Annotated in this window: 10 protein-coding genes; 6 read left to right on the top strand and 4 right to left on the bottom strand. The window is 56.6% G+C overall.

Going from position 1 to position 14223, the window contains the following annotated elements:
- Positions 1-277: 277 nt before the first annotated feature.
- The gene (locus tag V5N13_RS06605; RefSeq protein ID WP_336360111.1) at positions 278-1282 is read right to left on the bottom strand and encodes a GNAT family N-acetyltransferase; all 1005 of its coding nucleotides are present in this window, start codon (positions 1280-1282) and stop codon (positions 278-280) included.
- Positions 1283-1553: 271 nt separating this feature from the next.
- On the opposite strand from V5N13_RS06605, the gene V5N13_RS06610 reads away from it, so the two are divergent.
- Positions 1554-2501, top strand: a complete 948-nt coding sequence (locus V5N13_RS06610) for a class I SAM-dependent methyltransferase (RefSeq protein WP_336360112.1) — start codon at positions 1554-1556, stop codon at positions 2499-2501.
- A complete protein-coding gene (locus V5N13_RS06615; RefSeq protein ID WP_336360113.1) occupies positions 2502-3578 on the top strand; it encodes a Kelch repeat-containing protein in 1077 nt (358 codons plus the stop codon).
- Positions 3579-3581: 3 nt separating this feature from the next.
- On the opposite strand, the gene V5N13_RS06620 is transcribed toward V5N13_RS06615, so the two are convergent.
- Positions 3582-4631 (bottom strand): DUF1616 domain-containing protein, encoded by a 1050-nt coding sequence (locus V5N13_RS06620; protein ID WP_336360114.1) that lies wholly within the window; start codon positions 4629-4631, stop codon positions 3582-3584.
- Between the two features lie 179 nt (positions 4632-4810).
- Positions 4811-6634 carry a hypothetical protein gene (locus tag V5N13_RS06625; RefSeq protein ID WP_336360115.1) on the bottom strand — a complete coding sequence of 608 codons (1824 nt, stop codon included), beginning with the start codon at positions 6632-6634 and terminating at the stop codon, positions 4811-4813.
- A gap of 540 nt (positions 6635-7174) precedes the next feature.
- Between V5N13_RS06625 and V5N13_RS06630 the strand changes: the two genes are divergently transcribed.
- From V5N13_RS06630 to V5N13_RS06640, 3 genes are all read left to right on the top strand, one after another.
- Positions 7175-8854, top strand: coding sequence for an asparagine synthase-related protein (locus tag V5N13_RS06630; protein ID WP_336360116.1), 1680 nt, complete (start codon positions 7175-7177; stop codon positions 8852-8854).
- A gap of 187 nt (positions 8855-9041) precedes the next feature.
- Complete coding sequence (locus tag V5N13_RS06635) at positions 9042-10148, top strand: DUF354 domain-containing protein (RefSeq protein ID WP_336360117.1); 1107 nt, start codon at positions 9042-9044, stop codon at positions 10146-10148.
- Positions 10145-11140, top strand: coding sequence for a glycosyltransferase (locus V5N13_RS06640; protein ID WP_332897111.1), 996 nt, complete (start codon positions 10145-10147; stop codon positions 11138-11140). Before V5N13_RS06635 ends, V5N13_RS06640 begins: the two co-directional genes overlap by 4 nt.
- 10 nt (positions 11141-11150) lie before the next feature.
- Here V5N13_RS06640 and V5N13_RS06645 read toward each other — a convergent pair whose 3' ends face one another.
- Positions 11151-12095 (bottom strand): polysaccharide deacetylase family protein, encoded by a 945-nt coding sequence (locus V5N13_RS06645; protein ID WP_336360118.1) that lies wholly within the window; start codon positions 12093-12095, stop codon positions 11151-11153.
- A 185-nt stretch (positions 12096-12280) separates the two neighbouring features.
- On the opposite strand from V5N13_RS06645, the gene V5N13_RS06650 reads away from it, so the two are divergent.
- On the top strand, positions 12281-14173 hold the full coding sequence (locus V5N13_RS06650) for a hypothetical protein (RefSeq protein WP_336360119.1): 1893 nt from the start codon (positions 12281-12283) through the stop codon (positions 14171-14173).
- Positions 14174-14223: the final 50 nt, after the last annotated feature.

Below are 14223 nucleotides of genomic sequence, written 5' to 3' on the forward strand. Positions count from 1 at the left end.
GTGGTGGGTGCTGTGCCTATCATCATACCAATACAGCGAATGGTAGCGTGATTGTTATATTCGGGCTATAACCGAGCAGTCTCAGCTTGAAAATGAAAACCATACCTAATCGAACAGGTCTTTTCGGTTGCCATGCACCTGTTGGATTGAACGATGCGATGGGGTCTCGCGCGGGCGCAAAGGGACTACTGTAGCGTGGTACAACCGACGGGTAAGCGCGCATTACTGGTGGGTAGACGTCGATTTCCCGTCCCGAATCGAGCAGTGAAAAGACCAGCTATCGTTTAACCACGTTGTAGGCGGTCTTCGCCACGTCCATGAGCGGATTGTTGGTCTCGACGACGTAGTACGGCACGAGGTGCGCGCCGAATTTCGACTTGTAATCACAGAGGCGTTTGGTGTTCGCACCGACCATGTCGTAGGTGGTAATCGACGAGAGCGCCGGGTCTTCTGCCATGTCCTTGAGGATTGCCCAGTGCAACAGCGTGTTGACGCTCACGTTCTCGTAAGAGGCGCGCATCCCGCCAAGCCAGTAGTACGCCGTGTCGTTCGAGTAGAGCGTGATGATGCCGTTCAGGTACGCGCCCGTGCCGTCGCGGGCGACGTAGACGCGACAGCGGTCGCCAAGCGAGAGCAGCAGGTCGCGGACGTACTCCCACGAGAGGGTGAACGTCTCGCCTTGCTCTGCGTAGCGCGCGACCTGGTCGTCGTAGATGATTTTGGCCGACTCGATGCCTTCGACGCTGAAGGTCAAATCGAGGTCGTCGAGGCGGCGAATCTCGGTGCGTAGACTCCGGCTAAAGGAGCTCATGACCGAGTCGAGTGATCCGTCAGCGACGGTGAGGTGGTAGGTGAAATCCGACGACACCCGAAAGTCGTCCCAGCGATACGGCCGTGGGTCGTGATACGACGGCGAACACACCATTCGCAACAGCGTCCGTGGGCTGTTCGCGTCGAGTTCTTCTAACACGCCCTCGGTGAACTGCTGGTTCAGTTGTTCGTGTTTGCGGCGCTTCGGGCTGTTTGGCATCAGTACCGGCCCGAGGTGGGGAATCCCCATCGCGGGTGGCGGCGACATGATGGTCCGCCCGACCGAGCGGTCTTTGACGAACGTTGGCAACAGCGCGACCGGTTCCTCGCCGTTGAAGCCGCCAAACAGCTGCATCTCCGCTGCGGTGTGGTCGTCGATGACCCGGAGTGCCTCTGGCGTGTGAAATACCTCAAAGCCTGCCGCGGGGAGGGCTGCCTCCCACTCCGACAGGTCAAGTTGCTCTATACGCATGTGAGTTCAGCCTGTGTATGCGTGAGGGATACTCTTTGTAACGCAGAACCTACCGGGAGAAGGAACCGATTACAGGCGATAGTTGTGCGATTGTACTACAAGAGCACCGACACGGAAAACCCTCGGTAGGAACCGCCATCAGCGCATAGTGAGTCCGTAACTATACTCATGGTTTTCGAACATATAGCTGATTCAAACTGATTGCTGTGTCGGGTGGTTCGTCGTCACAGCCAGAGAGTGATTCCACGTGTTCCAAAAATCAATTAATAAGGTGTATACACAGACACCGGAAGCCTATCAGGAATTCCTCCGGAAATGGTACTACGTCCTCAATCCGAAGATGTCGTGGCGCGACCGAAAGAAGACGCTCCAGACGACAGCTCAGTTCTCCGGACGCTTTTTTGACTGCCAAGAGACGATGCAAAAGTACGAAGCGGAGTTCAACGAGAGCATCATCGGTCCGGCCATCTACCAAGGGATGCAAGACCTGCCCGAAGGGGTGTCGCTGTTCGATGCACACAAAGACGAGTGCGTTCGACTGTACGCGCTCATCCGGGAGTACAAACCAGCCGTCATTGTCGAAACCGGCGTCTACAGCGGTGTCTCGACGATTTCGATTCTCGCGGCGCTCGAAGCAAACGAGTTCGGACGGCTCTACTCGATTGACTACTCACACGTCCTGAGCGACGAGTCTGCAGCGGTAGACCCGATTACAGAACAGAGCTACTTCCGTGGCCGACCGTCGTGTGCAGAGGAAGGAACGCATGTCCTCCCGAAAGGCAAACAGCCGGGCTGGCTGATTCCAGCCGACATGCGTGACCGCTGGGAACTCATCCCCGGCAGGCCACAGATCGAGTTACCGCGGCTGCTCGATCGTCTCGGTGAAATCGACCTGTTCCACCACGACTCGTCACACGCCGCCTCGAGCATGATATTTGAGTTCGAACTCGCCTGGCAGTACCTGCGTCCGGGCGGCCTCATGGTCTCAAATCACATCGGCTGGAACGACGCATTCGAGACGTTCGTCTCTGAACACTCAGACGATTACGGCCTCATGACGTGGCACTACAATCCCGGCGCGGACTACCCGTGCCCGGGTAGCAGTGGCTACATCGTCAAATCGGCAGCCAACACCAACGCCACCGACAGCAGCGGCGTCGTCCAATCGGTGGTGCACGTCCAGCCACCGGAGCAGGTGGCAGAGCCAGCAACTGACTGAATGACCATCCCTCCATCGTTTTCTCACCCGACACGGCGCTCGTTTCTGACCACGACTGGACTCCTCTTTGGGACGCTCTCGGTCGCGGGCTGTTCATCGCTCATCGCGCCGCCATCGCTCGACACGGAGACCTCGTGGGAGCGCGGCGCGTCGCTTTCGCTCGACCGAACCGAAGTCGCGGCCACCACGCTCGGCACGTCGCTCTACGTCATCGGCGGCATCGAACCCGGGAGGCAAGCAAGCCGGGCGGTCGAACGCTTCGACCCCGAACGCGGCTCGTGGGAGCGTGCGCCCTCGCTCCCCGTTGGACTCCACCACACCGCGGCCGTCAGTGTGGACGACGCCATCTACGTCATCGGCGGCTACCAGAACCAGTGGGATCCCGTGAACACGGTCTACCGCTTCGACGGGATGGCGTGGACCGAACGGGCGACGATGCCGACCGTCCGCGGCGCGCTTTCGGCGGCCGCCCACGACGGCATCATCTACGTCACCGGTGGCGCGGGCGTAGACGGCGTTCTTTCCACGTTCGAACGCTACGACACCGCGAGCGATTCGTGGGCGCGTGGCCCGCCGATGCCCACCGCGCGCGAACACCTCGCTTCCGCGGTCGTCGCCGGGAAGTTCTACGCCATCGGCGGGCGAACCGGAGGGCTGCGCACGAATCGCAGAACCACCGAAGTGTACGACCCAGAGACGAACGAGTGGCGCGCGGTGGCAGGAATGCCCACCGCACGCAGTGGCTTTGGGGCCACCGTGTTCGACAACGCCATCGTCGTCGCGGGCGGTGAAGGAGCTGGCGGGACAATCGCAGAAGTCGAACTCTACGTCCCGGAACGCGACGAGTGGCTCAGACTCCCCGACATGCCAACGCCGCGCCACGGCCTCGGCGTGACGGCGCTCGGAAATCGGATCTTTACGACCGCAGGTGGACCTGAACCGGGCTTTTTCTACGCGAACACGGTCGAAGTGCTGACCTTCGAAGCCGGGAGCGTGCGCCCGGTCGTGAAAACCTCACAGTCGCTCGTGTGTGACCTGCCGTTGCTTGGCGGGTTGCTTCGCGGAACGCTGTGTTAAAAATTAGTTCGATGCCGTGACGTCCACCCAGACATAGAGGTGACGGTAGGCGTTGTCTGCGGTCGGGTCTGCTGGAACGTCGCCCTTATACAGCAAGTAGCTGAGTCTGAGGTTCTCACCGGTCATGGTCGGGGTGAGTTCGTGTGACTCCAGCCACTTGCCTTTGTCCTGAACGGTTGCACTGTAGCGGTCCAACTCTTCGCGCTCTACGACCGAGAGTCCTCCATCAGCGGTTTCGACACGCTGGAGTTCCACGATTACGTTGTACGTCGTCGATCGACCCTCTTGGTTTTCGACGACAATCAGGAATTCTTGTGGAACCCCTTGCTGGAACTCGGTTGGATATCCAGAGAAGACGAAATCCCCCGTTTCGGTTTGTGAGAGCAACGAGAACTCTGTGTACTCCTCTGCGTAGTTGGGGACGAATAGTGCGTAACCGAATCCGGTCGTCGCTACGACGACAGCACAGATGAGAACTGCGTTCAACGCAAGGTCCAGTTTTGACTCTGTATCAAAAACCGCAACCGACAGCTCAGAAACCCACTGTTTGACTGGGATATCGAACCGTTCTTCGGGTGCAAGAGCTTTCCGTCGTTGCGACCCGACAAACAATGCCAGTGTGATAAACACGCTGAGACTCCCGACAACAGTGCTAATAGTGAGTCCGAAGCCTGCAAGCGAAAGTGCGATTGCGAGCGGCGGCATGAGCGCGATGCTGAGGCCAAATGAGAGGGCAATCCGCTCACCGAACGTGATTCCACGCTCCCGCGTACGGATGAATCTCGGAAGTGGCCCCTCAATAGAATCGTTGTGAACCCACCCGTCAATGTTGGTTTCAAGGCTGAAACGGTGTGGATAAAGCGCTAACAATAGAACAAACCCAGGGACGAACAGCACTAGCGGAAGACCGATAATCGTTCGCATGAGGGAGTTTTCCGTATAGAGAACAAACGAGAGACTTAGCAGAAGATACACGAGTCCCACTGCTAGATCCATCCCCGGAACGTGAACCTGCGAGAGTACTTTTCGCCAAATCGTTTCGTCAGTCATCATAGTGCATTCATCCAAACGGTCACCCGACCGGGATACTACCGTTTGCTAATGTAGAGATAGGCAGGTTCACACATTGTTATCCTGCAACTTCTATCTGAAACTGTGCGTTCAGGGATTTGGCACGTTCTGAAAGAAAAGAACCAGCGCCGGGAATCGAATTAACGATTAGTTAACTCGACTTAGAAATCGTCTTCGTTGACTTTCTCACGGTTGAGAACGACACTTACGTTTCGTTCGCTGGTAAAGTCGACAACCTCGCCAGTAAATTCGTAGCTGTCGGTGCCACCCGCAACGATACCCGTTGCAGTCGACCCAGAGATGCTGTCTTCAGAGTCGATAGACGCGCCTGCTGCGTCGCTCTTACTCAGGGAACCAGTCACGCTGAACTCGTACTCGATGAGGTTGTTCGGGCTTCCGCCGGAGATACTGAGGACGTTCGTCTTCTCTTCTGTGTAATCTGCCGGGTCAAGCTCCTCACCGTTTACCGTTACCGTTGCGTCGTCGCTGAGAGTAAGATCAGTAACCGAGCCACTGAATCGATAGCTATCGACGCCACCACCAAGGGTTCCCGTGGCGGTAGAGCCCGAAATCGAGTCTCCGGAGTCGATGGTTGCGCCGTTTGCAGAACTCTTCTCTACGTCACCATCGACGGTGAAGCTGTATTCGACGATGTTTGAGGAACTTCCACCAGTGAGGCTGATGACGTTGTCGAGGTCGTAATCTGCGAGATTAATCTCCTCACCGTTTACCGTAACTCTCGCTTCACCATCAATCGAGATGTGGACGAGGTCGCCTTCGAACCCGTAACTGTCGATGCCGCCAGCGACGGTGCCAGTCGCTGAGGAGCCGTCGATTACGTCTTCTGAATCGATGCTCGCACCATTTGCATCGGTCTTTTCGAGCGCGCCAGTGACACTGAACTCGTAGTTCGCAACCGACCCGTCGGTTCCGTAGATGGAGATGATGTTTTCGTAGTCCGTCTCAACCGTGTCGTCTTGCGTCGTAGTCTCCGTAGTCGTCGTACTGTCGCTGGTCGTCGTCGTACTGTCGCTGGTCGTCGTTGTCGTCGTGCTGTCTGAGGTTTGTGCGCTTCCACTCGCGGCTTCTTCTGCATTCTGTGGAACGCCCGCGGGAACGCGGATGTCAGGATTACTGCCGAGATTTTCCGTCTCAGTGTGCTCACCGCGAATTTCACCAACGACTTCAGAATCGACGATACGAATCGTACTGCAGTCACCGTAGGTGCTGTGTTCGCCGGAGTAGGCGACGCTCGCTCCACCGTTGGTGTTATCGTCGGTGATGCGGATGTCACAGTTCTCAACCATAACGACCTGTGATGGGTCACCGTATCCCGTGTAGAAGCCGCGTGAGTTCACAACACCGCTGTCCCCACCCGCCGTTGATGGGTGGGGTGGCACGTCGCTCGTGTTGTGAATTACAGAGTCTCTAACGAACGAACCGTCCGAGGCGATACGTAGGTGTGCGATGTTATTATCGCTGAAGTAACAGTTCGTGAAGCCGGTCGAGCCGCCTTCACCGTCGGTTTTACCGGGCTCAATGAGGCGAGCCGGGCCAGCAACGTAACACGCGTTTGCCGTCCACCGCGAAACGTACATGTTTTGGACGTCTATGTGTCCTGCGTGGTCTGGTGGGACGATGAGTGCACCCTTGCGAATGCCATCTTCGTGCCCGTCGCCCATGTACACGTTCTCAATGAGACCGTTGCCTTCGACGCCGAAAACGTACTTGATTCCACCAGTGTCGCCACCGATGTCGAAGACACCTCTAATGCCGATGTTGCGAATCGTCCAATCGTCACCGCTCGCGGAGAAGCTGACGTCTGCTTCAGGAGCACTCACGTCGATAAGGATGTTTTCGAGCGTTTCCCCGCTCCCAACGTGGAATGAACGCCGCTCACCAGCGTCTAATACGATTTCTGTATACTCTGCTGCATCTGCCGAACCGCTTACTGCAGTCCCCGCACCAAGGGCTGCAGCAGACATACCAAGTGCCTTGAGGTAGGTACGTCTGTTGAATAATTTATCATTAACACCGAGTTTTTCACCACTGCGTCGTTCCATGTTTTGGGGAATCTACGTTCAACTAAAGATATTTCCGGCTACTTTAGTTCCATTTTATTGAATGTTAGCAGCAGGTGGCTTTTTTTAATTCCCAGATACCTGGATATTTATTAGTATCACTCCCGTTCAGGCTCCTAATACGAGATTCAGATACAGAAAAACCATGAAAGTAGAAGGGAAAATTTCGTGAGATTAACACCGTCCTAACGTGATTATTGGACGTTTATTGATTGACTGAATATCCCGATAGCTGTAGTTCGCGCCCGGTAGCCAAGTCGTACGCGTAGAAGATTCCTATCGTCTCTCCCAAGGTATGGAGCCCATTACAAAGTCAGTATTTGCACAACTGAGAGTAGAATGCCTGGGATTAGCTTGGTTCTTGGAAGCGCTAACGAAGACTCCATCGAGTCGGCGTTGAATGCTGTTCGCTTCTTCGAGAACTACGAAGTACGAACTGAGTGGGTGACCGAAGAGACTTTGATTAGCTATTCGGGCTATGCAGACTACCCGCTCACACGTGTCGAGACCGACTCCGAGATTATCATCCTTGAAGGAAAGCTCTATGGTAGCGGGAATATCGAGTCAGTTCTCACACACGTTGGGGGAATGATTACTAATGAACGTCACGAAGAGCTTTCAGAGTGGGTCAGAGAGACGGACGGTGACTTCCTTATAGTCGTCTACAACAAAGCCAGCGAAGAAACCCACGTTATTAACGATGTATTCGCTCGCCTTCCAGTCTACTACGCTACGATAGGCGACTCACTCATCGTTTCCCGCGAATTAAAGTTCGTCCGGACGTTTGCCACCGAGTCTGGGACGCCTCTAGTAGTGAACCAGCTTGGGGCTGCTCAGCAACTTGCCTTTGGATACTGTCTTGGCGATCGGACACTCTTCACCGACGTTCGCTGTCTCCCTCCAGGAACTCACCTCACGATAGCCGACGGCTTCAAACTTTACCGAACCTATCAGCACAATTTCGACGGGAGAACGCACGCAGACAAGACGGTCGAAGAAAATGGTGTTGCGCTCGCGTCGCTATTCAAAACGGCTGTGCGAAACCGGCACCGACCCAATGCAACGACTGTCCTCTCGCTCAGTGGTGGCCTCGACTCTCGGGCAGTTGGCGGTGCCTGCATCGCCACCCAGACGCCGTTTACTACTGCCACGTTCGACACCGGTGACGAAAGCGAGAGCGACGATGCCCGTGTGGCGAGAGAGATTGCAGACCGACTTGGTGTAGAGTGGCACAGCTACAAGACTGAGACGACAGATGATGCGCGCGACTGGCTGCTCGACATGAAACAAGGAATGAACTACCTCGGAATGGCATTCATCCTTAGCTTCTTCGAGCAACTCCGCGAAGACTTCCCACAGGCAACATACCTCACCGGCGATGGGGGTGACAAAGTGTTGGTTGACCTCACACCAGTCAAATCCCTCTCCTCAGAGGAGGCCCTCGTTGAGTATATCATCGAAGCGAACAGCCGCATCCCGCTCGACGAGGCCGCTGCTATTGCCAATGTCACGCCAGAGTCCATTGTGGAGAGCGTCAAAGAACGGCTTGCAAGCTACCCAGAACGACAGTTCGCCCAGAGATACGTCCACTTCCTCATTCGTGAGCGAGGCATCAACTTCCTCAATCACGGCGAAGACCGGAATCGGTACTTCTTCTGGAGCGTCTCGCCGTTCTACGCGCTCCCAGTGTTCGAGTACGCGATGAACTGTCCAGACGAACAAAAACAGGGACAGGCGCTCTACAAGGCGTTCCTCGGGGAGTTCGCTCCCGAACTCATCGACATCGAATATCCGAACTTCGGCGCACCGATTACTTCGCTCGAATATCGGGCGAAACGGTTCGTGTTTGACGTCCTCTCGCGGTACCCATCACTCCGTCACACGGTCGTCAAACGGATGAAAGACGATTCGATAGCGAACAGCGCAGTCACGAGAGAAATCGATGCCCAGCTTTCGACCGCTGACCTCGATCCGCTCGACACCGACGCGATTGCAGCGGTTACAGCCAATCCCGGTGCCTACCGGCTGATAGAGCTAAATTTCCTGCTCACACTTACCACGATTGTCTCCGATATGCGAACCGCAACAAAACACTCGGTAACGGGTTCACCCGCAGACGATTAATCTCCGCGGAGTGTCCTTCGCTGAAACCGTCCGGACACGAAGGAGAGAGCCGTATATCAAGGCTTGTTAATCCAGCTGTGACCGTGGCAGGGAATCAATAACAAAAGGCGAGTGCTGCGTTTGAACGACAAATGGATTGTATACAACACCACTGGAGCCGGCCACGTCATCCGGTACGGGGAGCACGATGAAAGTCCTCTTCGACGTGAACCACCCGGCACACGTCCACCTGTTCAAACACGCCATCTGGGAACTCGAAGCAAACGGCGTCGAAGTGCTCGTCACTTCGCGGCACAAAGAGATGACCACCGAGTTGCTAGACGCCTACGGCATCGAGCACGTCCCGCTCTCGGGTCGCCGCCCCGGGACACTCGGGCTGTTCGCAGAGTGGGCCATCCGCGAAGCCCGGATGCTGAACGTCGCCCGCAAATTCAAACCCGATGTGGTCGTTGGCCGACTCAATCCGCCGCTCGTCCACGTCTCGAAGCTCCTCGGCGCACGGAACGTCATCGTCATGGACACGGAAATCAAGTCCGCGGCAATCGACCGCATCTACTCGGTCATCACCCACCCGTTTATCGACGTCTACTGCACGCCACCGAGCATCGAGCCGCCGACCGACCGCATCGACCACCACTTAATGGACTTCCAAGAGCTTGCGTATCTCCATCCGAACTACTTCACGCCCGACCCGAGTGTGCTCGAACGCTACGGCGTGAACCCGGAAGACACCTACTTCGTCCTCCGGTTTGCGGGTTGGGACGCCTTCCACGACGTGGGCTTTAGCGGCATCTCGCCGGAGACGAAACGCGAACTCGTTGAGTATCTCTCTGCTCACGGCAAGGTCTACATCACGAGCGAGGGTGACCTCCCCGAGGAGTTCGCGGAGTACGCCCTGCCGCTTCCCTCGCATCTCGTCCACCACCTGCTCGCCTTTGCAGACCTCTACGTGGGCGACTCGGGTACGATGTCCTCTGAGGCAGCGATTCTCGGCACGCCCGCCATCCGCGCGAGTTCGATGGTGAGCCACGACACAGAAAGCATCTTCCACGAACTCGAACACGAGTATGGTCTGATGTTCGCGTACGCGGACGAGCAGGCCGCACTCGACAAGGCAAAGGAACTGGTCGAATCGCCCGCAACCGCCGACGAGTGGCGCGAAAAGCGCGAGCGCCTCCTCGCGGAGAAAGGCGACGTGACCACGCAACTCGTGGACATCATCTGGGAGGCAGGACAGGCAGTGCGCCCGAACGCCACCGACGCACAGACGCCCACACCGGAGGCGCAGCTATGACACAACAGATTCTCATGCAGAAAGAAGACAGCGTACAGGACGACGAACAGCTCCGGGTGCTGAACCTCGTGACGAGCAGCGAGTCGACGTTCTTCAGACAGCAGGTTCGCTCCCTCGAAGATCGCGGCGTCTCGTGTACGAACCTCGCCGTCTCTCCAAAGCGGCCGAAAACGGACGAGAAAACCGAAACCCGTCCCGTCACCGACTACATCAGATTCTTTGGAACCGCAACCAAGGAGTCGTTCGGTGAGTACGACCTCATCCACGCCAACTCCGGGTTGATTGCGCCTGCGGCAGTGTTCCAGCCAAACCTTCCCGTGGTGCTCTCACTGTGGGGCTCTGACCTCATGGGCAAGTTCGGGCCGGTGAGTAAGTTCTGCGCCCGACACGCAGACGAAGTCATCGTGATGTCAGCAGAGATGGCGGAGTTGCTCGGTCAAGACTGCCACATCATCCCGCACGGCGTGGACACAGAACGGTTCAAACCCATGGACAAAGCCGCCGCACGCGCCGAGCTTGGCTGGGAACAAGACGAAACCTACGTCCTGTTCCCCTACGCGGCGTCGAAAAGCGTGAAAAACTATCCGCGTGCAGCGCGCGTGGTGGACGCCGTCCGCGAGCAGTACGACGGCACGCTCAACCTGCAGACGGTGTTCCGTGTGCCCCACGAGCAGATGCCCCTCTACATGAACGCCGCGGACGTGCTGTTGCTCACCTCACACCGCGAAGGCTCGCCAAACGCGACCAAAGAGGCGCTCGCGTGCAACACGCCCGTCGTCTCCGCCGCGGTTGGCGACGTGCGCGACCAACTGCGTGGCATCTCGCCGTCTGCCGTCGGTGAAACCGACGAGGAACTCATCGATGGACTGCTCTCGGTGCTCGAATCCACCAAAGAGCCAAACGCGCGTGAGAAAGTGCTCAAGGAGATGAGCGCAGAGCGCATGGGCGAGCGCATCCACGAAGTGTACGAACTCGCGCTCGCAAAGCAGTAACGCGGTAAAATCAGGGGGACGTGACCCGGGTGGTCGCGTCCGGCGAATTTTCTAACTGTTCATACAGGTCGCGTGGCGGGCCAATCCACGCGCCGAGTTCCTGGGCGTATTCGATGATGCGTTTGTAGAGTTCTCCCTGGCCGGGGAAGTCGCGGGCGGCGAACTTCATCGGGTGCCAGAGAATCGTCATGACGGCGTTGTTTGCTGCGGCTTCGTCGAGAACCGCCTTGCACTCACTCCACGCGTACTCGAAGTCCACCCCGGGGTCGGGGATGGCGTTTTCCATGAACGTGAGCGGGAACACCACGAAATCGTCGTCGAACGGCCGGACGATGTCGTAGCCGTGCTGGAAGCCGTACTCGCTGCTTGATCCGAGCGAGGCGTCGTACTTGAGCCCGAGGGCGGCGTGGTACTCCCACGTCGTCGGAACGTCGAGGTTGAGGTAGTGCTGTCGACCGCCCGTAATCTCGTGGCCGAGGATGGCTTCGAGCGTTTCTTTCTCGTAGGTGAGTCGCGCGAGGTCGGTGGGCGAATCGTACGAGCCGTGTATCCCGACCTCCCAGCCGCCGTCGTCTAAGCGGTGGATGACGTCCACGATGGCCGGGTCGGTAATCGCGTATCGCCCGGCGTACAGCTGCCAGCTTTTCGGGCGAATCCACTCGCGCGGGTGTTTGTCCCCGAACAGCCGCTTTTCGTTCAGGAAGTAGAACGCAGAGCGCACCCCGAGATCAGCTTCGAGTTCCATGATGGTCTCGAACTGCCAGTAGGGGTTGTGCCCCGGCACCAGCGTCTGCAGGTGGTACGGGTCGCGGTTTTTGAGCGCGTAGTAGAGCGATTGATACCGCTTGTACGGCCGGTCTACGTCGTGGGTGAGACAGAGCCAGAACGTTGGGTCTGTGTCCTGAGGATTGACAGGACGCTCAGGGAGCGAGAGTGAATTAGTCACGAACGTCATTACACATGTATGTCCTGCGACACACACACCTATTGTTATACGGTCAGTTCTCGCAGGCCAAGTCGAGTTCAAACGATTACGCGCTATCCGATCCGTTAGTCACAGCATTTCCGTGTTCGGACAATGCGGGTAAGAGACCCATAACAAAACGCGAAGGGAGACAATCAAAGCCAAGACAAACAGCTATGAGCTTTATCACTCGAACGCCGCGAGCACAAGGAACTATAGAGGCGTCTTCGACTCAGACGCGCGCCAGTAAACTCGCACTGGCTGTGGGATTTGTTGCCTTCTGGGTTGCGGTCATTGCAGCCTACAACGCACCCGCAACAGCCTACGAACTCTCGATTTACGCCGCAACACCAGATCAATTTTGGGCGGGCATCGCTACGGCAGTCGTCCTCGGGCTTCTCGTCGCATGGTTCGTAGCGCCCGAAAATAGCTTACGGAGCCTCGCAATCGCGCTCGTCGTTGGTTCCATCCTCGCGGTCGCCGCACTCCCCATCATTCGTGGCTACTTCTTTCTCGGTGCTGGCGACTCGCTCACACACCTTGGATGGATGAAAGATATCGCAACTGGCGTCCTCAACCCCTTGGACTTCCTCTATCCGGGAATCCACACCTCCACTGTGTTCATCGAGCGCGTGACCGGAATGTCTCTGGAGCGGGCGACGCAGTTCCTTGTGCTCGCCTACCTCCTGGTATACGTGACGTTCGTCGGGCTCACCGTTCAGCTCATCGCGAAAACCAAGTATGCGTTGTTGTTTGGGCTGTTATCAGGACTACTCGTATTGCCCATAAACAATATCAGTGTCCACCTTATGGCCCACCCCAGCACAGAAGGAATTTTCTTCCTGCCATTGGTGCTCTACGCGACGTTCCGCTATCTCACCAAACCGGCAAAGCCATTCAGAATCTGGCGACTTCCAATAACTCCATCGGCGATCGTGCTCGCATTGGTTCTCACTGCGATCTTACTGATTCACCCACAGGTGACAGGGAACGTCATTCTCATCTTTGGGTCGATCAGCTTCATGCAGCTTGCATTCCGTCAATTGCGCAGTGAACACCCCCTCAGTCAACACCGCGCGCTCTTTGGACACACCATCTACCTCATCACGATTTTCTTGCTGTGGGCGCCACGAAACCCTCGCACGACGAATACGATTGATACGTTAACCAACGCTATCCTCTACGGGGCGTCTTCAGGGAGTGCAATCGCCCAACGTGGCTCGACGCTCACGGAGCTCGGTGGCAGCCTCCCAGAACTGTTCTTCAAGCTGTTCTTGATCAGCCTCGTGTTCGGGATTCTCTCTGCGATGATCATGCTGTTGAGTCTCGGCAGAAAATTCGCGGGGGAGTATCCCGTTGGGGACGCAATTGTCAAGTACATTACTCTTTCGATGGTGCCACTGTTCGGGATGTTCCTGCTGTTCTCAATTCTGCAGGGATCCACCCAACGCTTCCGCTACATCGGTTTCGTCATGGTGTTGCTCACGATTCTCGGTGCAGTAATGCTTTCGTGGGGCTTCGACTGGCTCTCGCAGCGGACGACAGGTACCCGTGTATTGCGAGCAGGTGTTGTCATCGCGTTCGTGTTCATGTTACCGCTCAGCACGATGACGATATTCTCTTCGCCATTCATCTATCAGCCCACACAGCAAGTGACCGAGGCAACATTCAACGGCTACGAGACTGCCTTCGAGTACCAAGATCCGTCGATTCCGTTTACGGGAATTCACAGCGGGCCATCGCGATACGTCCACGCAATCTACGGCTCTCCGTTCACCAACGAAGAAGAAATAGTGCCAGGAGCAAAAGCGGAAGTGCCAAACGCTGGATTCGCAGTAGGCAATCTGACGACATACTATTCGTCTGACCGGTACATCATCTACTCTGATTCGACGGAGCAACGAGAGTTAGATCTCTACGAAGGCCTTCGGTATCCTGCGGCCGGGTTTGCTGCTCTTGAGACGACCCCGAGAATCGACCAAGTCCACTCCAATGGAGAGGTTCGCGTCTACCTACTGCACCCGAATACAGCGCCTAACGTGACTGAGAATTCGACGGTAACAACGTAACTTCTGCATAACAATATGACACAGGACGGTATAAAAACCAAGAACACGCG

Origin of the sequence: Haladaptatus sp. ZSTT2, assembly GCF_037081775.1 — an archaeon.
Classification (GTDB): domain Archaea; phylum Halobacteriota; class Halobacteria; order Halobacteriales; family Halococcaceae; genus QDMS2.

Bases quoted from the DNA above. Each gene is read 5' to 3' on its own strand.
- V5N13_RS06615 (WP_336360113.1), top strand. From the start codon at position 2,502: ATGACCATCCCTCCATCGTTTTCTCACCCGACACGGCGCTCGTTTCTG.
- V5N13_RS06645 (WP_336360118.1), bottom strand. From the start codon at position 12,095: ATGACGTTCGTGACTAATTCACTCTCGCTCCCTGAGCGTCCTGTCAAT.
- V5N13_RS06640 (WP_332897111.1), top strand. From the start codon at position 10,145: ATGACACAACAGATTCTCATGCAGAAAGAAGACAGCGTACAGGACGAC.
- V5N13_RS06620 (WP_336360114.1), bottom strand. From the start codon at position 4,631: ATGATGACTGACGAAACGATTTGGCGAAAAGTACTCTCGCAGGTTCAC.
- V5N13_RS06605 (WP_336360111.1), bottom strand. From the start codon at position 1,282: ATGCGTATAGAGCAACTTGACCTGTCGGAGTGGGAGGCAGCCCTCCCC.
- V5N13_RS06650 (WP_336360119.1), top strand. From the start codon at position 12,281: ATGAGCTTTATCACTCGAACGCCGCGAGCACAAGGAACTATAGAGGCG.
- V5N13_RS06625 (WP_336360115.1), bottom strand. From the start codon at position 6,634: ATGTCTGCTGCAGCCCTTGGTGCGGGGACTGCAGTAAGCGGTTCGGCA.
- V5N13_RS06635 (WP_336360117.1), top strand. From the start codon at position 9,042: ATGAAAGTCCTCTTCGACGTGAACCACCCGGCACACGTCCACCTGTTC.